The organism is Achromobacter deleyi (assembly GCF_902859705.1).
Lineage (GTDB): Bacteria > Pseudomonadota > Gammaproteobacteria > Burkholderiales > Burkholderiaceae_B > Achromobacter > Achromobacter deleyi.
Map to the genome: position 1 here is coordinate 108,965 of NZ_CADIJO010000006.1, position 18,832 is coordinate 127,796.

14 protein-coding genes and 1 tRNA gene are annotated in these 18,832 nt (G+C 65.8%); 6 read left to right on the plus strand and 9 right to left on the minus strand.

The genetic code is table 11. The annotated features are described in order from the left end of the window. Nucleotides 1–74 precede the first annotated feature (74 nt). Together HV798_RS11180 and HV798_RS11185 are read right to left on the minus strand one after the other, a co-directional pair. The gene (locus tag HV798_RS11180) at nt 75–1,547 is read right to left on the minus strand and encodes a glutamate-cysteine ligase family protein (protein ID WP_175193363.1); all 1,473 of its coding nucleotides are present in this window, start codon (nt 1,545–1,547) and stop codon (nt 75–77) included. 90 nt (nt 1,548–1,637) lie between these two features. Further along, complete coding sequence (locus tag HV798_RS11185) at nt 1,638–2,543, minus strand: LysR substrate-binding domain-containing protein (RefSeq protein WP_175193364.1); 906 nt, start codon at nt 2,541–2,543, stop codon at nt 1,638–1,640. Between the two features lie 141 nt (nt 2,544–2,684). Between HV798_RS11185 and HV798_RS11190 the strand changes: the two genes are divergently transcribed. Together HV798_RS11190 and HV798_RS11195 are read left to right on the plus strand one after the other, a co-directional pair. Further along, nucleotides 2,685–3,677, plus strand: coding sequence for a Bug family tripartite tricarboxylate transporter substrate binding protein (locus HV798_RS11190; RefSeq protein WP_175193365.1), 993 nt, complete (start codon nt 2,685–2,687; stop codon nt 3,675–3,677). Nucleotides 3,678–3,700: 23 nt separating this feature from the next. Further along, nucleotides 3,701–4,975: a hypothetical protein gene (locus tag HV798_RS11195; RefSeq protein WP_175193366.1), complete on the plus strand. Its 1,275-nt coding sequence runs from the start codon at nt 3,701–3,703 to the stop codon at nt 4,973–4,975. A gap of 87 nt (nt 4,976–5,062) precedes the next feature. Here HV798_RS11195 and HV798_RS11200 read toward each other — a convergent pair whose 3' ends face one another. After that, nucleotides 5,063–5,713, minus strand: coding sequence for a DsbA family oxidoreductase (locus HV798_RS11200; protein ID WP_175193367.1), 651 nt, complete (start codon nt 5,711–5,713; stop codon nt 5,063–5,065). Between the two features lie 78 nt (nt 5,714–5,791). Next, nucleotides 5,792–6,757 (minus strand): GlxA family transcriptional regulator, encoded by a 966-nt coding sequence (locus tag HV798_RS11205; RefSeq protein ID WP_175193368.1) that lies wholly within the window; start codon nt 6,755–6,757, stop codon nt 5,792–5,794. 133 nt (nt 6,758–6,890) lie between these two features. Between HV798_RS11205 and HV798_RS11210 the strand changes: the two genes are divergently transcribed. Then, entirely contained in the window at nt 6,891–7,628 is a 738-nt protein-coding gene (locus HV798_RS11210; RefSeq protein WP_175193369.1) for a GNAT family N-acetyltransferase, read from the plus strand. On the opposite strand, the gene HV798_RS11215 is transcribed toward HV798_RS11210, so the two are convergent. Beyond that, a complete protein-coding gene (locus HV798_RS11215) occupies nt 7,588–8,364 on the minus strand; it encodes a putative nucleotide-diphospho-sugar transferase (protein ID WP_025137573.1) in 777 nt (258 codons plus the stop codon). The two genes, HV798_RS11210 and HV798_RS11215, sit on opposite strands and share 41 nt — an antisense overlap. A 213-nt stretch (nt 8,365–8,577) precedes the next feature. On the opposite strand from HV798_RS11215, the gene HV798_RS11220 reads away from it, so the two are divergent. After that, nucleotides 8,578–9,072 carry a hypothetical protein gene (locus tag HV798_RS11220; protein WP_175193370.1) on the plus strand — a complete coding sequence of 165 codons (495 nt, stop codon included), beginning with the start codon at nt 8,578–8,580 and terminating at the stop codon, nt 9,070–9,072. Nucleotides 9,073–9,208: 136 nt separating this feature from the next. Here HV798_RS11220 and HV798_RS11225 read toward each other — a convergent pair. The 4 genes from HV798_RS11225 to HV798_RS11240 form a co-directional block, all read right to left on the minus strand. Continuing rightward, nucleotides 9,209–9,299: transfer RNA gene (locus tag HV798_RS11225), tRNA-Ser, on the minus strand. Nucleotides 9,300–9,458: 159 nt separating this feature from the next. Next, nucleotides 9,459–11,012 carry a SpoVR family protein gene (locus tag HV798_RS11230; RefSeq protein WP_175193371.1) on the minus strand — a complete coding sequence of 518 codons (1,554 nt, stop codon included), beginning with the start codon at nt 11,010–11,012 and terminating at the stop codon, nt 9,459–9,461. Further along, complete coding sequence (locus HV798_RS11235) at nt 11,009–12,268, minus strand: YeaH/YhbH family protein (protein WP_025137575.1); 1,260 nt, start codon at nt 12,266–12,268, stop codon at nt 11,009–11,011. The genes HV798_RS11230 and HV798_RS11235 overlap by 4 nt, the downstream gene beginning before the upstream one ends. A 12-nt stretch (nt 12,269–12,280) precedes the next feature. Beyond that, nucleotides 12,281–14,197 carry a PrkA family serine protein kinase gene (locus tag HV798_RS11240; RefSeq protein ID WP_369797668.1) on the minus strand — a complete coding sequence of 639 codons (1,917 nt, stop codon included), beginning with the start codon at nt 14,195–14,197 and terminating at the stop codon, nt 12,281–12,283. 1,023 nt (nt 14,198–15,220) lie between these two features. Between HV798_RS11240 and HV798_RS11245 the strand changes: the two genes are divergently transcribed. Further along, the gene (locus HV798_RS11245) at nt 15,221–16,297 is read left to right on the plus strand and encodes a DUF3142 domain-containing protein (RefSeq protein ID WP_246288703.1); all 1,077 of its coding nucleotides are present in this window, start codon (nt 15,221–15,223) and stop codon (nt 16,295–16,297) included. After that, nucleotides 16,284–18,800: a hypothetical protein gene (locus HV798_RS11250; RefSeq protein WP_175193373.1), complete on the plus strand. Its 2,517-nt coding sequence runs from the start codon at nt 16,284–16,286 to the stop codon at nt 18,798–18,800. The genes HV798_RS11245 and HV798_RS11250 overlap by 14 nt, the downstream gene beginning before the upstream one ends. Nucleotides 18,801–18,832 lie beyond the last annotated feature (32 nt).

Sequence of the window (18,832 nt, forward strand, 5' to 3'; positions counted from 1 at the left end):
CGCCCAGACCTCGCGCACCGACAGCCCCGCCGCGATCGCTACCGCGGCGGCTCGGCGTCACGCCGACGCAATGTTCACAGCGGCACCACCGCGCGCTGCCGGCCTACCTTGGCCAGCCGCTGCGCGTCGCCTTCCAGGCTGCGCCACAGCCGCAACAGGCGGTCCGCGCCCGTGCTGCGCGCATCGATCGCGTAGCGGGCATACGCCAACCAGTGGCGCTCGTCCGGCGCCAGGCCGCCCTCGGCCACCGCCAGCACCTCGCTCGCCAGCGCGCGCACGGCGTCGTCGTCCAGGGCATCGCGCATGGCGTCGGCGCGCATCGCGCGCAGCCGCAGCCAGCCCCACGAGCGCAGCAGGTCTTCGGCTTGCGCCAGGTTGCGCATCAGGCCCAGTTGCAACGCCGACGGCGCCATCACCAGCGTTGCCGCCACCGATTGGCCGGCCTCGTCGATCAACTGGGCGTCGGCAAAACCCGCCCCCGGGCCACGGCCTTCGATATAGCCGCTGGCTCCCAGGCCGGCGTAGAGTTCTTCAATCCCGCCCGGCCGCCGCCAGGCCGCGCGCAATGCCTCCAGCGACGGCGGCTCGGCCAGGCGGTAGCGCCAACGCGCATCCAGGAAATGCGCGAACTGCGAATATTCAAAATGGCCGCCTTGCGGCGCAATCGTCACCGCCTCGCCGGTATCCGTTCGCCGTCCCGGCCAACCGCCGGACGCCAGGAATTCGGACAGCGACGGCGAGCCTGCCAGATGCACGCCGGTGGCCGACTTGTAGCCGTCCTCCACCGCCAGCGGCAGGCAGCGGCTGGCGGTGCCCGGCGCGAACATCCAGCGGAAATAGTCGCCCAGGTCCACGAATGGCCGCTCGGGCAGGCGTTGCAGGTAATGGTCGCCGGCATAGCGTGAATGGCGGAACATGCGGTCCCAGACCGTCAACCGGTTTTCCTTCAGGCCGGTGGCACGGCCGCCTTCCAGCGGGCTGTTGGCAAAAATGGCGATGCCGGCCGGCGCCAGCGCCAGCACCACGTTCAATGCGCGCGCCGCTTGCGTCACGTCCACCGACGTGCACGGGCTGTTCTGCGCCTTGGCATCGATGCCCACGCGGTGCAGCCATTCGCGGTGGCCCACCAGTTCGCGGTAGATCGGCCGCGGCACATGCACCGACGCGTACCAGGTCGGGTCCAGCGTGCACTGCGGATGCTCGGACGCATTCAGCACCACCGCGTCTTCAAAGGCCAGCGCCGCGCTGGCATCGTGCAGCTCGCGCGACACGCGCCGCGCCAGCTCGTTCAGGCCGCCTTCGGCATCGGATACCGGCGCAAATGCGGTCTCGAGCAGATTGAAGCCGTTGTCCAGGCCGCTTTCACCGGCCGCGACCGAGACGCCCACCGCTCGTGTGCCGATATGCACCAGTTCCGGCGCCTCGCCGCGCGCCGCCTTGATGCCGGCCAGCGCATCGAAATAGCCGGCTACCGGATGGCTTGCGCCGGTCGCACGGTGCGCCACGGCCATTTCCATCTCCAGCCCCAGTGTCTGCCCCGCCCCCATCACTACGGTCTCCTTGTTGTCATCTCGAACCCGCCCTGCGCGCTGCCCGCTTGGTAACGCCTGGTCCGTGGCCGTTCCACGCGCAACGTATCAGGCCAGCGCCGCCATCGTCTGCAGACGCCGCGTCAGGATGTCGACGAACGCCTCGGTCACGACCGACGGCGCGGTCTGCGCGGGGTAGGCCATGCACACCCGCACCGGCAGTTTGGGCGTGAACGGTCGAATCGCCAACTGCTGCGCGAACACGTCCGCGATATACGGGTTGACGATGCCCAGCCCCGTGCCCGCCGCGGCCAGCGCGCAGATCGTCGACGAATACGTGGTTTCGATTTCGGACACCGGCTGCACCTGGTGCGCCAGCATCGCGCCGCGCAACTGCAAGTAGACATCGTCGTCGGCATTCAACACCAGCAAACGGCGCTCGTTCAGGTCGGCAATGCCGATGGATGCCAGTTCTGCCAGCGGATGGTCCGGCCGCATCACGCACACGGCCGCGCTTTCGTGCAGGCTGGTCAAGGACAGATGCGCGCCTTCCAGAGGCACCGTCGTCACCACCACGTCGTAGGTGCCGTGCAGCAGCCCTTCGCGCAGGTACTGGCTGCCCACGGTCTGCATATTGATGTGTACATCGGGGTAGCGCTGCGCGAATTCCTCGACCGCGCCCGGCAGCATGCCCAGGCCCAATGCCGGCGTGCAGGCCAGCCGCAGCACGCCGCTGCCGCTGCGGCGCATGGCAGCCACGCGGTCTTCGATGCGTTCCAGGCCGACGAAATGCCGCTTGACGGTATCGAACAGGTCCTTGGCCTCGCGCGTGGGCCGCAGGCGGCCGCGCTCCATGTCGAACAGCTTCAGGCCGCTGGCCTGCTGCGCCTGCGACAGCAGTCGGCTGATGGACGGTTGCGTGGTGCGCAGCATCTGCGCGGCGCCGGTCGTCGTGCCGGTCAACATTACCGCGTGGAAGGCTTCGATCTGACGGAAATTCAGCGGTCGGCTCATGGGCTCACAGGGTATGGCAAATCTGCATAGGCTATGCCGAAAAAAGAATTTTTTCAAATACATGGCGACTCCTACACTCGTGGCTCCCAAGGTGCCGTGACCGGCGCCGTCCTTGAAATCCAACCGCTGTAGGGAAACACCATGAATGCATGCCGTCCCTGGCGCCGCCGCGTCCTGCAAGCCCTTTGCCTGACCCTGGCCGGCTCCGCCCTGCCGTTTGCCGCCCATGCCCAAGCCAATTATCCGGACCGACCGTTACGGATCATCGTGCCGTTCACGGCCGGCGGCAGCTCGGATATCCAGGGGCGCCTGCTGGCCGAACACCTGGGCAAACTCTACGGCCAATCCGTCGTGGTGGAAAACCGCCCCGGCGCCGGCGGCCACATCGGCGGCAAATACGTGGCCGACTCCGGGCCCGACGGCTACACCCTGCTGCTCGGCTCCATCGGCCTGCATGCCACCTACGGCGTCTACAAGACCCTGAACTACCGCCCCGCCGACGACCTGAAACTGATCACCATCGTCGCCGAGATGCCGCACGTGGTGGTCGCCAACCCCGACCTGCCCGCCAGCACCCTGGGTGAACTGACGGCCCTGGCCCGCGCCAAGCCGGACACCATCCACTTCGGCTCGGCCGGCGTCGGCTCGTCGGTGCATATGGTAGGCGAACTGTACAAGATGGCCGCCCAGGCGCCGATCGTGCACATTCCCTACCGCGGCAGCTCGGCAGCCACCAACGACCTGCTCGGCGGCCAGATCCAGCTGCTGTTCGAGAACGTGCCCACCACCATCGGCTACATCCAGACCGGCAAGCTGCGTGCCCTGGCCATCACCGGCGCCACCCGCTCGCCCGCGCTGCCCAACGTGCCCACCGCCGCCGAGGCCGGCCTGCCCGGCCTGACGGTCACCTCGTGGACCACGCTGGCCGCCAGCAAGGACGTGCCCGACGCGCTTATCCAGAAGATCAGCGCCGACCTGCGCCGCGTCTACGCCGACCCCGCCTTCCGCGCCGGACTGGAACGCCTGGGCATGACGCCCGTGGGCAACAGCCCCGCCGAGGCGCGCGAGTTCGTCGAACGCGAACGCGCCCGCTGGAACAAGGTCATCGAAACCGAGCACATCAGCGCAGGCTGACCCTTTTTCTCTCTCAACACTTGATGAACCGCATGCCCCAATCCGACATTGCCTGCCGCCGCCTGGGGGCCCCACCGGGCCACCACTTCTTCGGCTACTACAACAAGACCGTCTGGCACCGCGGCGGCCGCTATCTGCTGGCCAACCGCACGCCGGTCAAGGACGCCGTGCTGACGCCCGACCTGCGCGCCGAGGTCGGCTACTTCGACCTGCAGCAGGGCGACCGCTATCACGCCGTCGGCGCCACCACCGCCTGGAACTGGCAGATGGGCTGCCAGCTGCAATGGCTGGACGGCAAGGCCGAACCGCAGCTGATCTACAACTGCCGCCGCGACGACGACAGCGGTTTCTATCCCGGTTTCCGCTCGGCCGTGCACAACGTCATCACCGGTGAAACCCGCTATCTGCCGCTGCCGATCTACGTCGCCGCGCCCAGCAGCCGCTACGCGCTGTGCGTGGACTACCGGCGCCTGTACATCACGCACCAGACCATCGGCTACAGCGAACATGCGCCCGGCCCCGTTGCCAATGCGCCCGCCGACGACGGCATCCACACGCTGGACCTGGACAGCGGCGCACACCGCCTGCTGGTCAGCTACGCGGACCTGGCCGCCTTTCACCCGCGCGCCTCGATGCAACGCGCCATCCATTGGGTCAGCCACATCGAGGTCAACCCGTCGTCCACCCGCATCCTGTTCCTGCACCGCTGGACCGAACGCGTCAAGGACGAAACCTGCTTCCTGCACCGGCTCATCACCATGAACCCGGACGGCAGCGACATGCGCCTGCTGGAGTGTTCCGACCATCCGCTGCCGCAACTGGCCGACGACTTCGACCCCAGCGCGGTCGGCACCTTCGACTACGAAAAGTCCGAATACCAGATCTCGCATCCGCTCTGGCGCGACGACCGCTCGATCATTGTCTGGGGTCCGCACGACGGCAGCATCCACTACCACCTGTATGAAGATGCCCCCGGCGGCGCCGTGCAGGTGGTGGGCGATGGCGTGCTGACCGAGAACGGCCACATGACCTTCTCGCCCGTCGATACCCGCTGGCTGCTCAGCGACACCTATCCCGACCCCGTCACGCACGAACGCATCCTGTTCCTGTACGACATGCAGACGGGCCAACGCCACGACCTGGGCAGCTTCTACGCCGACCCCACACTGTCCAAGGAAAACCGCTGCGACCTGCACCCGCGCTGGAGCCGCGACGGCACGCAGGTCTGCATCGACTCGGTGCACGAAGGCGAACGCCAGATGTATGTGCTGGACGTCGCGCCGATCGTGAAGGGATAAAAGAACGGGGCCGCTCAAGGCGGCCCCACTTTTTTCGACAGGCGATGCGTAACGCGTACGCAGGACCCGGGTCGGACCGCCCCGGCGTCAGCCTTCTTGCGCCACTTGCCGCAACGCCTGCTCGAACACGTCCGCCGGCTGTCCGCCCGACACCAGGTACTTGCCGTTCAGGATCACCGACGGCACCGACGTGATGCCGCGGTCGCGCCATTCGGCCTCTTCCTTGCGCACCTCGTCGGCATAGCGGCCCGAGGCCAGCACCTCGCGGGCCTCGGCTTCGTCCAGCCCCGCATCCGCGGCCGCGCGCGCCAGCACGTCGGCATCCGCCGTGTCCTGGTTGTCGTAGTGATAGGTTTCCAGCAGGCGCTTCTTCAGCGCCGTCTGGCTGGCCTGGCCCTGCAATCCGGCCCAGTGCAGCAGGCGATGCGCGTCAAAGGTATTGAACGAGCGGTTGTCCTCGGCCATGCGCATCCGCATGCCAACCGCCGCCGCACGCTCGGTGATGACCTTGCGGTTGGCCTGCACCTGCTCGCGGTCGTAGCCATACTTGGCCATCAGGCGCTCGATAGTGTTCTGCCCGCCCTTGGGCATGTCGGGATTGAGCTCGAACGGCCGGAACCGCAGCTCGACGTCGGCCTCGCCTTTCACCCGCTCCATCGCGGTCAGCAGGCCGCCCAGGCCTACCGCACACCAGGGGCAGGCAACGTCGGACACGAAATCGATAGTGACTTTGGACATGGAAATCTCCGGGAACAAGCTTGCAGCGTAGATCAAACCCGCACGGCGGGTTGAAAAGGCCCTGGGTGCGCCAGGGGATCAGCCGCCGCCCTGCGGCCGCAATTCGCGCACGCCATGCCCCAGCTTGCGCCGCAGCAGGCTGCGCAAGGTCGACGTGTCCGCATAGCCTACCTCGGCCGCCACGCGGTCCAGATCGCAGCCGTTGGACACCAGCTGCTGCGCCCGCTGCACCCGCAGGTCCTGCACGAACGCCAACGGCGATTTGCCCAGCACTCTCTCGGTGCGCCGCTGCAAGGTGCGCGCATGCACCTGCAACGCCGCCGCCGCGTCCTGCAAGGAAAAGCCCCGGGACAGATTGCCGCGCACCCAGCGCTCGAAACGCTCGACCAGCGGATCGGCATGGGCCAGGAAATCCGGGATGATGTATTGCGCTTGCGACGACCGGTTGTCGATCAGCAGAAACTTCGCCACCGTCGCCGCCAGTTCCGGGCTGGCCTGGCGCATCAGCCACAGCGCAAGATCCAGGTGCCCCATCGCGGCGCCCGCCGTCACCACACCATGGGAACTGACGATCATGCGCGTGTCATCCAGCCGCACCGCCGGATAGCGTTCGCGAAACAGCGGCGCCAGCGACCACGTGGTGGTGGCTTCGTGCCCGTCCAGCAAGCCGCTGTCGGCCAGCACGAAGGTGCCGATACACGCGGCCGCGATGCCCACGCCTTGCGCCCGCCACGCCTGCAACTGCGCCTTGGCCCGAGCCACGTCGCGCCGGCCCAGCGCCGCCACCAGCTTGGGCGGCGTCTTGGCATTCAACGCCGGCACCACCGCCCAGTCCGGCCGCGGGACGTCGTCCGCCGGCTGCACGGCCATCGACATGCCCAGCGCCGTGCGGATACGCCGGCCCGCCCCCACCACCGTCACCTCGAACGGCGCCGCGCCGCCCCCGCTCAGCGCGGCCAGCTCGTTGGCCGTGTCGAACGTATCCAGCAGCGCCGTCAGGCCGGTATCGAAGGCGCCATCCAGCGCGTAGATGCAGATTCTCATGTCGTAAATGACCTGATTATTGTCATTTACGACTATAGATCCCTGGCTGGGGCAATGTCTAGAATGCCTTCGATCCCCCGCCGGTTCCGCCCCGCCCGGCCCACGCACCCTCAACATTTCAGCGAGACCCGCGATGCAACACTCCGATCAAAGCCAGCTCGACAACCCGGCATGGTTCGCGTTGACCTCCCGCCAGCAGGCGCTGTGCCAAGGCGAAGGCCTCGCCCTGCGCTATCACCCGGATGTCGCCCCGTTCGCCGCGCTGCGCAACACCACACGTGAGGCGTTCGACGCCCTGCAACGCCTCATCCCGCCCGGCAGCCAGGCGTTGCTGCAGACCCTGTTCGATGTGCCGCCCGTCGACGGCCTGCGTACTGAAACCCTGTTCTCGTTCTTTCAGATGGTGGATGCCGCGCCCGCGCCGGAGGCCGACGACGGCGGCATCCTGTCATTAGGCCCCGCAGACAGCGCCGACATGCTCGCCCTGGCCCGGCAAACGCGGCCCGGCCCTTTCGGCCCGCGTACCATCGAAACCGGGCGCTACATCGGCCTGCGGCAAGACGGACGCCTGATCGCCATGGCGGGCGAACGCATGCGGCTGGACGGCTATGTGGAAATCAGCGCGGTGTGCGTGGACGAGGCGCATCGCGGACGCGGCCTGGCCGGCAGGCTCATGAATGTCCTGCGCCGCGATATCGCGGAACGCGGCGACACGGCCTTTCTGCATGTGCGCGACAACAATGCGGCAGCCATCGCGCTGTATGAACGCCTGGGTTTCACCAAACGCCAGACCTTCCTGCTGCATCAGATCGGACGGCAGGACGAAGCGCCTACCCCGGGGTTACCCGCCCAAACAGGATCTTCTCGATGACTCGCACCCGGTCCCGGCGACGCCGGACCGCCCGCCCCACCCGGCCGAACGCGCGCTTTTTCTGTTTGGCCTCGCGGCTGGCCTGCAGGTGTTCGATGAACACCTCGCCGCCCAGCGCATTGTCGGTCTTGTCGAAGATCCAGCAATAGGACACCGGCAGGATACCCAGCCGAAAGCGCGGCGCAGCTGACGCGGCATCGTCAGCCAGAATGCGTTCCAGCACCAACTGGTCCCACTCGTCCGGCGACGCCGCGCAGGCATCGGCCCACGCCTGCAACAGCTCGGTGGCGGCCGGCGTATGGTTGATGAACAGCGTCCCGCTCAGCAGGTGCCCATCCGGCTCGAAGTAGGCGCCGATATCGCAATCCATCCCCGCCAGCGCCGGCCACGGATCGCGATGAAACACCGCGTCCACGTCCACATACAGCATCGGCCCGACGTGCTTCTTGCGCATGGCAACCAACACCCCGGCCTTCATCGACGCATTGCGCACCCACGACCCCGTGGAATCGATCGCCTCGGCATCCACCGGCAGCCCCAGCCGTTCGGCGGATCGCACCAGGCGGTTCTTCTCGGCCTCGTAGACGCTGTCCTTCGTATAGAAAGCCACCGTCATGCCGGTGGCCAAGGGGCGAACCGCAGGCTCCGCGCGCCCATCCGCCCCCGGAAAACGCGCCACCACGCGCCGATGCTCCGGCGACCAGGCCGAAAACTTGCGTTGAAACCACTCGAACATGATGGGCCGCCTATCAAGACTGAAGAATTCAGGCGGAGTGTAGGAGCGGCGTTTTCAGGCAGGGGGCCGTTGCAACCGGCAGAAATACGGGTCACTGTGTTGCAACCGATCGAAATATGAATTGCGGCAAAAAGCGATCCGCTCTGCGCCGCATGCGGTCGTTACACTAAGGAGACCAACTGGGGCAGCATCGACTCATACTGGAGAATATCCATGGGTTCCCTTTTTTCCGCCTTGTTCCGCAAAGCCGCGCCGCAGACAAAACCTGCCGAAGCGCCAACGCCGCCGCTCGACTACGAAAAGATGATCTTGCTGGATGCTGAAAATCTCGCGGAACAGGGCATTGCCAGCGCCTACGAGCAACTCGTGCCCGAACTCGGCCGGTACATCGACCAGCCCGCGACTCTCACGGAAGTCCTCGATGACAATGCCCCCACCTACAAGATTCAATGCGACGGCCAGGAATACCTCATCTATTCCGCCGATGAGCCAGATACCGAGGCTGCAAGCTGGGCAAGAGCGACCTATTTTTTCTTCCTCGCCGTCAACAGGCAACTGGATGGCACGGGCGTACAGCTCTACGCCATCAATGGCGGCAACGAGCTTGGCGCCCTCTTTCTCACCCCAGAAGAGGCGGCTGCCGCCCAAAGGGCGCTTCCTCGTCAGAGTGATTGGCCCTACCTCCCGACGCTGGCCGACCAGTGTTGATCCCGAAACACCAGAAGAACCGTAGCCACACCGGCGCCACACGTAAAAAAACCCGCAAGGCCATCGCGGCTTGCGGGTTTCGGGTCTGAGCTTTCGGACTTCAGCTTTCAGACCTGAGCTTTCTTACAGAAATTCTTGGCGGACAGAGGGGGATTCGAACCCCCGATACGCTTTTGACGTATACACGCTTTCCAGGCGTGCGCCTTCAACCGCTCGGCCACCTGTCCTGATCTGGTACGCATTCCGAAAAATGCGAATCCGCGATTCTAGCAGATTGGAAAGAATGCTGCAGCGCCCGCCAGCAAAAAGAAAAAGGGGACGCGATTGCGTCCCCCCGGTCCTTCCCCGGGTCTGCCCCCACAAGGCGCCCCGGGGTCGGCCAGACGTTACACCGGCGGCGGGTCCTGTTCGCGGTAGGAACTGACCGTGCCGTCCGGCTCGGTTTCTTCCAGCCGCACCCGGAAACCCCACAGACGCGCCAGGTGCTTCATGACTTGCTCGGCATCCTCGGCCGCCAGCGGCCGGCCGCGGCTCTTCAGGTGGCGCAGCACCAGCGACCGGTCGGTGTCGCGGTTGAAACGCGTGACCTGGATGTCCGGCACCTGGTTGTCGCGGTTGTGCTGCGCGGCCAGCAGGCGGCGGATGTCGCGGTAGCCTTCATCGTCGTGGATGGCGGCGACTTCCAGCTTGGGGTTGGCCTGGTGGTCCGAGATCGCAAAGAAGCGGAACTCGCGGATCAGGCGCGGCGACAGGTATTGCGAAATGAAGGACTCGTCCTTGAAGTTGCGCATGGCGAAGTCCAGCGTCTTCAGCCAGTCGCCGCCCGCGATGTCCGGGAACCAGCGGCGGTCTTCGGGCGTGGGCTTTTCGCAAATGCGGCGGATGTCCGACATCATCGCGAAGCCCAGGGCGTACGGGTTGATGCCGCCATAGCCGCGTTCGTCAAAGCCGCGCTGGCTGACGACGTTGGTATGGCTTTGCAGGAACTCCATCATGAAGCCGTCGTTGACCAGCCCCTTTTCGTGCAGGCGGTTCAGGATGGTGTAGTGCCAGAACGTGGCCCAGCCCTCGTTCATGACCTTGGTCTGCGTCTGCGGGTAGAAGTACTGCGCCACCTTGCGCACGATGCGTACCAGCTCCTTCTGCCACGGCGCCAGCTTGGGCGAGTACTTCTCGATGAAGTACAGCAGGTTTTCCTCGGGTTCGGGCGGAAACACCACGGCGGCCGCGCGCGGGTCCTTGTCGGCTTCCAGCCGCGGCAGCGTGCGCCACAGGTCGTTGTATTGCAGGCGCGCATGCTCTTGGCGTTCGGCCTGGCGGGCGGATTCTTCCTTGTACGAGATGGGGGTGGGCCGCTTGTAGCGGTCCACGCCGTGATGAGACAGCGCGTGGCAGGAATCGAGCAGCGCTTCCACCGCGTCGATGCCATAGCGGTCTTCGCAGTCCATCACGTACTTGCGGGCGAACACCAGGTAGTCCAGCACGCCGTCGGCATCGGTCCACTGGCGAAACAGGTAATTGCCCTTGAAGAACGAGTTGTGGCCGTAGCAGGCATGCGCAATCACCAGCGCCTGCATCGTCATGGAGTTTTCTTCCATGAGATACGCAATGCAGGGGTTGGAGTTGATCACGATCTCGTACGCCAGGCCTTGCATGCCGCGACGGTAGTACTGCTCGTTGCGGATGAATTCCTTGCCGTAGGACCAGTGCGGATAGCCAATCGGCAGGCCGGCCGACGCATACGCGTCCAGCATCTGTTCCGAGGTGATGACCTCGATCTGGTTCGGGTAGGTGTCCAGCCCGTACTCGCGCGCGACCTGCGAGATCGCGTCGTCATAGGACTGGATCAGCTCGAACGTCCATTCGGAACCTTGCGACAATGGCCGGGGGCTGCCGCCGACCGATTCCGGCTCTACGAGTGCGCCCACGATGGCATTCATGCGGTTTCCTTCTTGAACAGGTCATGGAACACGGGATAGATCTCCCCGCGTTCGCAGATGCGCCGCATCACGAAATGCGGCTCCAGTTTCTGTTCATACTCCGCCCACAGGCTGCTCTTGCGGGCTTCCTGCGAGTCGGGGATCTCGATATAGGCGAAGTAGCGCGAGGCCGGCAGCAGGTGTTCGGCCAGGAAGCGCGCGCTCTTGCCGGCGTCGGCGCCAAACGAATCGCCGTCGCTGGCCTGCGCCGCGTACACGTTCCAGGCCGTGGGCGGATAGCGCTTCTCGACGATCTCGCGCATCAGCTCCAGCGCCGACAGCACGATGGTGCCGCCGCTCTTGGGATCGTAGAAGAAGGTCTGCTCGTCCACTTCCTCGGCATTGTCGGTGTGGCGGATGAAGACCAGGTCCACGTGCTCGTACTTGCGCGACAGGAACAGGTACAGCAGCGTGAAAAAGCGCTTGGCCAGGTCTTTCTTGCCCTCGTCCATGGACCCGGACACGTCCATCAGGCAGAACATGACCGCGCGCGCCATCGGAATGGATACCGACACGCGGTTGCGGTAGCGCAGGTCCAGGTCGTCCAGGAACGGCACGCGGGCCAGGCGCTCGCGGCAGTCTTCGACGTCCTGCTCCAGCGTCCGGATCTCGTCAGCGGGCGCACCCGCCGACAAGGCCTTGGCCAGGCGTTCTTCGGCGTCTTCCAGGTCGGCGCGCGCCTTCACGCTCAGCGCCACCCGCCGCGCCAGCGACGACTTCAGCGTGCGGCTGATGCTGAGCATGCTGGGCGAACCGGTGGTGGTGTAGCCCGCGCGCTGCCATTTCTTCTGGCTGACCTCGCCCAGCTGATTGCGCGCCAGGTGCGGCAGTTCCAGGTCTTCGAAGAACAGGTTCAAAAATTCGGCGCGCGACAGGCTGAAGGTGAACTGATCGACCGCCTCGCCTTCGCCGGGCTCGTTGCCGCCCTGGCCTTCTCCTCCTTGCGGCCGGTCGATGGCGTCGCCCTTGGCGAATTCGCGGTTGCCCGGATGCACCATTTCCCGGTCGCCGCCCGCGCCGTGCCGGAAAGTCGGCTCGGAAATATCGCGGGCGGGCAGGTTGATCTCGCCGCCCTGATCCATGTCCTGGATCGAGCGGTCGCGGATCATCCCATGGACCGCCTTGCGGATCTGGTCCTTGTAACGCCGAAGAAAGCGCTCCCGGTTGACAGCGCTTTTGTTGCGCCCGTTAAGACGGCGATCGATCAGTGAATTCATGATTCACCTCGCTCAGGAAGACTTCCTCACGCGGAGGTACCACTCGCACAGCAGCCTGACCTGCTTTTCCGTGTAGCCCTTTTCCACCATCCGGTCGACAAAGCTCTGGTGCTTCGACTTGTCCTCGGCCGAGGCCTTGGCGTTAAACGAAATCACCGGCAGCAGGTCTTCCGTGTTCGAGAACATCTTCTTCTCGATCACTTCGCGCAGCTTTTCATAGCTGGTCCAGGTCGGGTTGCGGCCGTTGTTGTTGGCGCGCGCCCGCAGCACGAAGTTCACGATCTCGTTGCGGAAGTCCTTCGGGTTGGCGATGCCGGCCGGCTTCTCGATCTTTTCCAGCTCATCGTTCAAGGCGCTGCGGTCGAAGCTTTCGCCGGTTTCCGGGTCGCGGAATTCCTCGTCCTGGATCCAGCAGTCGGCAAACGTGACGTAGCGGTCAAAGATGTTCTGGCCGTACTCGGAGTACGACTCGAGATAGGCGGTCTGGATTTCCTTGCCGATGAATTCCGCGTAGCGGGGCGCCAGGAAGCCCTTGATGAACTCCAGGTAGCGGCGGCGGATTTCCTCGGGGTAGTCCTCGCGGCCGATGCGCTGCTCGAGCACGTACATCAAGTGCACCGGGTTTGCGGCGACTTCGGTCTGGTCGTAGTTGAAGACGCTGGACAGGATCTTGTACGCGAAACGCGTGGACACCCCGTTCATGCCTTCGTCGGTACCGGCGTAGTCCTTGTATTCCTGCAACGCCTTGGCCTTGGGGTCGACGTCCTTCAGGCTTTCGCCGTCGTAGACGCGCAGCTTGGAATAGATGCTGGAATTCTCGGGCTCTTTCAGGCGGGTCAGCACCGAGAACTGCGCCATCATGTCCAGCGTTCCGGGCGCGCACGGCGCCTTGGACAGCGAGCTGTGATGCAGCAGCTTTTCGTAGATGCGGACTTCTTCCGACACCTGCAGGCAGTAAGGCACCTTGACGATATAGATACGGTCAAGGAAAGCCTCGTTGTGCTTGTTGTTGCGGAAGGTCTGCCATTCCGACTCGTTCGAGTGCGCCAGGATGCTGCCGTTGAACGGAATCGCCGAGAACCCCTCGGTGCCCTTGAAGTTGCCTTCCTGGGTCGCCGTGAGCAGCGGATGCAGCATCTTGATCGGCGCCTTGAACATCTCGACGAACTCGAGCAGCCCCTGGTTGGCCAGGCACAGGCCGCCGGAATAGCTGTAGGCGTCCGGGTCGTCCTGCGAGTGGCGGTCGAGCTTGCGGATATCGACCTTGCCCACCAGCGACGAGATGTCCTGGTTGTTCTCGTCGCCCGGTTCGGTCTTGGCGATGGCCACCTGGCGCAGCACCGACGGATTCAGGCGCACCACGCGGAATTGCGAGATGTCGCCATCGAATTCCTTCAGGCGCTTGACCGCCCACGGCGACATGATGCCCGTGAGGTAACGGCGCGGAATGCCGTATTCCTTTTCGAGCGTGTCGCCGAAGCGTTCCGGATGGAACAGGCCCAGCGGCGACTCGTTCACGGGCGAACCCTTGAGCGCGTAGATGGGATAGCTCTCCATCAGGACCTTCAGGCGTTCTGCGATGGACGACTTACCGCCGCCCACAGGCCCCAGCAGATAGAGGATTTGCTTGCGCTCTTCCAGTCCCTGCGCGGCGTGCTTGAAGAACGCCACGATCTGCCCGATGACGTCCTCCATGCCGTAGAACTCCTGAAACGCTGGATAGCGCCGGATGGTCCGGTTGGAAAACAAACGGGAAAGACGTGGGTCGTTGCGCGTATCCACGATTTCAGGTTCGCCAATCGCGGCCAGCATGCGCTCAGCGGGGCTGGCGTATGCCATCGGATCGCGTTTGGCGAGGTTCAGATATTCCTCAAGGGAAAGTTCTGATTCCTGCTCTCTTGCATACTGCGACTTGAAGCCTTCGACGATGTTTTGCACGGAAACCTCCTACAACACGCGAAAAAGCCATGACGTCCCTACGTGTCCCCATTGTGTGCCTCTGTGCTTATGCGTGACTAGATAATCTCGCCATAAGCATTTTCGGCACGGTCGTATGTTGCTTTCGCCACACATCAACCAAGAGCACGATCGGGCCCTTTCCGTTTAGGCTGCACCCTTCGGACACAAGTTCCGTCAGGGATTGCAACTAACGTGAATAAGTTCACTCGTACGCCTTCAGCATATCGCTGTAGAACGGGCGCATGATGCGGCCGCATATGAAATGGTCAGCAATGATTTGAAGGGATGAGCGATATCCCGGTGGATTCTTATGATCCGGGCGTAAGGCCCGGTGCGTTCGCTGAACGATGGCAGCGAACGGTCTGAACGGCGCAATGTGCGGCCTGGTTCAGCGACGTGTCGGTCCGGTTGTTGAAAGCGCCGGTACGCGACACTGGAATCCGTGGTGACGAGGGCGCGTTGCGGGCGGTGGAGCAAGCCATGCGCGCGTAGCGCCAAGTCATGGCCTTAGCTTAAGCCGATTTGACGATTTTGTGGCAATTCATTTGCACCGATGCGCAAAAAAACGCAGCAGAAAATGTTAGGGAGAACGCGAACGCCGTTCACGTGCAAATCGCTCCCAAACTTGCTGCGATTCGGCTGCAAGCCGCACCGGTAAACGCTATGCGGGCGATGGACTGCGGCTATCGCAGCCTTTCGTTGGCAGCCGCATGGCGAGAGTGCTAATACCCCTTGCGGCATCAAGGATAGAATCACGCATCCTTCATTCCCAGCCCGCGCTCTCTTTTCAAAGCCTTCGACCGCATCATGCCGCACCGTTCGCGACCCGCCATATCGGGGTTTCGCATCGCCAACGCCCGACGGCGCCGGCCCTGGCTTGCGGTGCTTTGCGGCCTGCTTCTCCTGACCGGCTGCGAACCTGCCGGTACCAAGCAAGCGGGCGGTGCGCTTCCCAATGATGCTTACGTGTGGCAACGGCGCTGGACACCGGCCGTGACCGGCGCGCTGGCCGATGGCGCCGAATCCGTGCGGTCCTGGCGCGTGCTGGCGGCGGAAATGCGCGCCGACGGCGTCTGGTTCGACGCCGCGCCTGATCTCGCGGCGCTGGCCGCAACCCAGCGGCCGGTGGTGGCGGTGCTGCGGCTGGATGGCCGCGTGGGCGCGCTACGGCCCGACGACATCATCGCGCGCGCCACCGCCACGCTGGCGGCATGGCGCAATGCCGGCGTTACCCCCGCCGCACTTGAAATCGACTACGACTGCGCCACCTCGCAGTTGCCCGCCTACACCGCCATGCTGACCGACCTGAAGCGCCGGCTGGCACCTGGCGTGGCGCTGTCGATCACCGCCTTGCCCACCTGGCTGAACAGCCCCGCGCTGGCCGCGCTGCTTACCGTGCCCGACGAAACCGTGCTGCAGGTCCATGCCGTGCAGGACCCCGCGCTGGGGCTGTTCAACGCCAAGCGCGCGCGCACCTGGCTGGATGCCTACGCGCGCCAGACCGGCCGGCCTTGGCGCGTGGCGCTGCCCACATACGGCAGCCGCGTCGCCTGGGACGACAACGGCCGCATCGCCACCGTCGAAAGCGAGCGCCCCGCGCTGATGCCCGGGGGCCGCTCGGCCGAACTCCTGGTCGCTCCGGCCGACATGGCGGCGTTTGTCGCCGCGCTGGACCGCGACCGGCCTGCGGGCCTGGCGGGCATCGTCTGGTTCCGCTTGCCGACATCCGCCGACACGCGCGCCTGGAGCCTGCCGACGTGGCGCGCCGTGCTTGCGCGCCAGCCCTTGAACGCCGATGTGGCCGTCGCGGCGCAAACCGCGGGCCCCGGCGGCGCGCGCAACGTGCTGCTGGCCAACCGCGGCAACAGCGATGCGCCGCTGCCGTTTGCCATCCGGATCGATGCTGCCTGCCGCACGGCGGATGGCATCAACGGCTACACCCTTGAATACGATCGCCAGGGCCTGTATCTTCGCCGCGCGCAAGATGGGCTTTTGCGTGCCGGCGCCGAGCGCGCCATTGGATGGATACGCTGTGAATCCGCAACCCCGAGCCTTCATGTACAACCGTAAATCGCTTGCTGCCGCGCTACTGTTGGCCTGCGCCGCGGGCGTGGGCATCGTCATCGCCTGCGGCCCGGAATTCCCGCCGCAACTGCTGGATGATCGCGCCGGCACCCTGCAAGGCACGCCCGCCAATTCCTTCGCCTACGAGGCCGCGCGGCTGACGCCGGCCACCGACGCGCTGCGCGCCAGCGAATCGGCGCTGCTGCCCGACGGCACCTACCGGTCCGACGCCACGCCGGAAGATTTCGATCCGGCGCTCAGCCCCAAGCAACGCGAGCAGATCCGCGCCATGCGCGCCAAGCCCGACGGCGATCAAGCCTATGCGGCCGGTCCAGGCCTGCCTGAGGCCGTACGCCTGTATGTCGCGGCCGCGGTGGACTACCGGACGGCCGCGCAAGGCCAGGGCGACATGCGCCTGGACCGTGCCCGCAAAAGGCTGCACGCCCTATTGGCATTGCCCGCGGCGCAGGCCGCGTCGCGCAGCGTCTGGGCGGCCTATCTGCTGGCGGAAATGGGAGACGACGAAGCCGCATATGGCCCGCCCGACGAGCATTCGCATGAAGCCAGCCACGATGCGCACGCCTGGCGCGCCCAAGACGCCGAGGCCTACGTCCGCGTTCGCGCGCTGGCGCTGCGCGGCGACGCCGATCCGCTGGGCCTGGCGGTGGCCAGCTACGGCCAGCAAGCCCGCCTGTACCTGACCGGCGCCCAAGGCCCTTGCACGTACGACGATCTGATCAACACCACGGCCTGCATGGACGCCATCACGCCCGCCGACCTGAAGCTTGCCGTACGCCTGTACGCCGACCAGGCCGCCCGCGGTTCCGGCAGCGGCCTCGCATCGCTGCGCCTGCTCGCCAACTGGGCGTTGACCGCCCCAGGCCGCGCCGCGCGCCTGGTCGCCGACCCGATCGGCCAGCGCCTGCTGGTGGCCTACGGGCTGGCCCGCGTGGGCGACATCGTCGACGGCAACCCGGACAGCGCCAACGATGTCTGGGCTACCTTCGACGCGACCGGCCGACTTGGCCTGGCCGATGCCGCCACCGGCCGGCCCGACCTCACCCCCAATCCCGCGCTGCAATCGCTGGTGGCCGCCTTGCAGACGCAGGACCCGCAGCGCATCGCCGATGCCGACCGGGTGGCCGCGCTGGCGTATCGCGTGGGCCGCTACGACCTGGCGCAGGCGCTGGCCGAGCGGCTCGATACGGCGCTGGCCTGGTGGGTGCGCGCCAAGCTGGCCGTGCGCCAGGGCGACACCGAACGCGCCGCGCACGCCTACACGCAGGCCCTGGCGGCATTTCCGCGTGCGGACGGCAGCCTGGAACCCAACGCGGGCGCACTGCTCAAGGCTGAACAAGGCGTGTTGTCCTTGTCGCGCGGCCAATATGTCGAAGCGCTTGACCAGCTCTATCGCGCCGCCGCCCATCGCGACGGCGAAGCGCCGCCCGAAGAAGGCTGGCCCCTGTCGCCGTACTGGAACGACGCCGCCTACGTGGCCGAACGCGTGCTGACTACGGACGAACTCAAGGCCTATGTCGACCGCCAGGCCCCGGCCTCGCCGCCGCCATCGCGACCGCCCGGCTTCAGCCGCTACACCACCGACCAGTTCTACGAATGGAGCCGCCTGCACCAGCCGCCCGTGCACGACCGCCTGCGCCAACTGCTGGCGCGCAGGCTGGTGCGCGAGGGCCGGGTAGACGAGGCACTGCCCTATTTCCCGGCCGACGCCGACCCGCGCTTCGCGTCCCTGGCCTACCAGGATGGCGACTGGAAGATCGTGGAATCCAACGTGCGCCAGCGCGCCGCCGAGTACGGCGATGCGCTGCTGGCCGCCGGCAACGCCTGGGGCCGCACCTCGCGCGCGCAGGCCTGGTACGCCGCCGCCACCTTGGCGCGTCGTGACGGCATGCGGATCATGGGTTACGAACAGGGCCCCGATTACGCCGTGTACGACGGCAGCTACGCAGCCGGCGCCGGCCGTGAGGCCAATCCCTGGTGGCGGGAAGCCCGCGCCAATGCCGGCCAACCGCTGGATACGCCATTGCAACGCGCCGAAGCCGACCTGCCCGGCCCGTTCGTGACGCAGGAAGAACGGGTGCGCTACGCCGCCAGCGAAGCCAAGCCCGACGTGCGCTACCACTACCGCCAGATCGCCGCTGACTACGCGCTGAAAGCTGCCGACCAGTTGCCGACCCGCTCGCAGGCCTTCGCCGCCGTGCTTTGCCGCGGCGCGCGCTACGTCATCGACGACACGCCGGATCGCGCCACCGCCATCTACCTGCGCTATGTGGACCAGGGCGCCCAGGTGCCATTCAGCGACACCTTCGGCCGTGAATGCCCCGAGCCGGACTTCCAATCCGCCTCGCGCTTTCACTACATCCAGGCCTGGAAGGCGTGGGAACGCGTGCGCCATCAGCATCCGGGGCTGCTCTTGGCCGGCGGCCTGCTGGTATTGGCGGCGCTGGGCGCGGGCATCTGGGCCTGGCGGCCGCGAGGCAGCAAACCCTGAGCGGGGTCTGCCTAAAAGCGGGGCTGCTAATA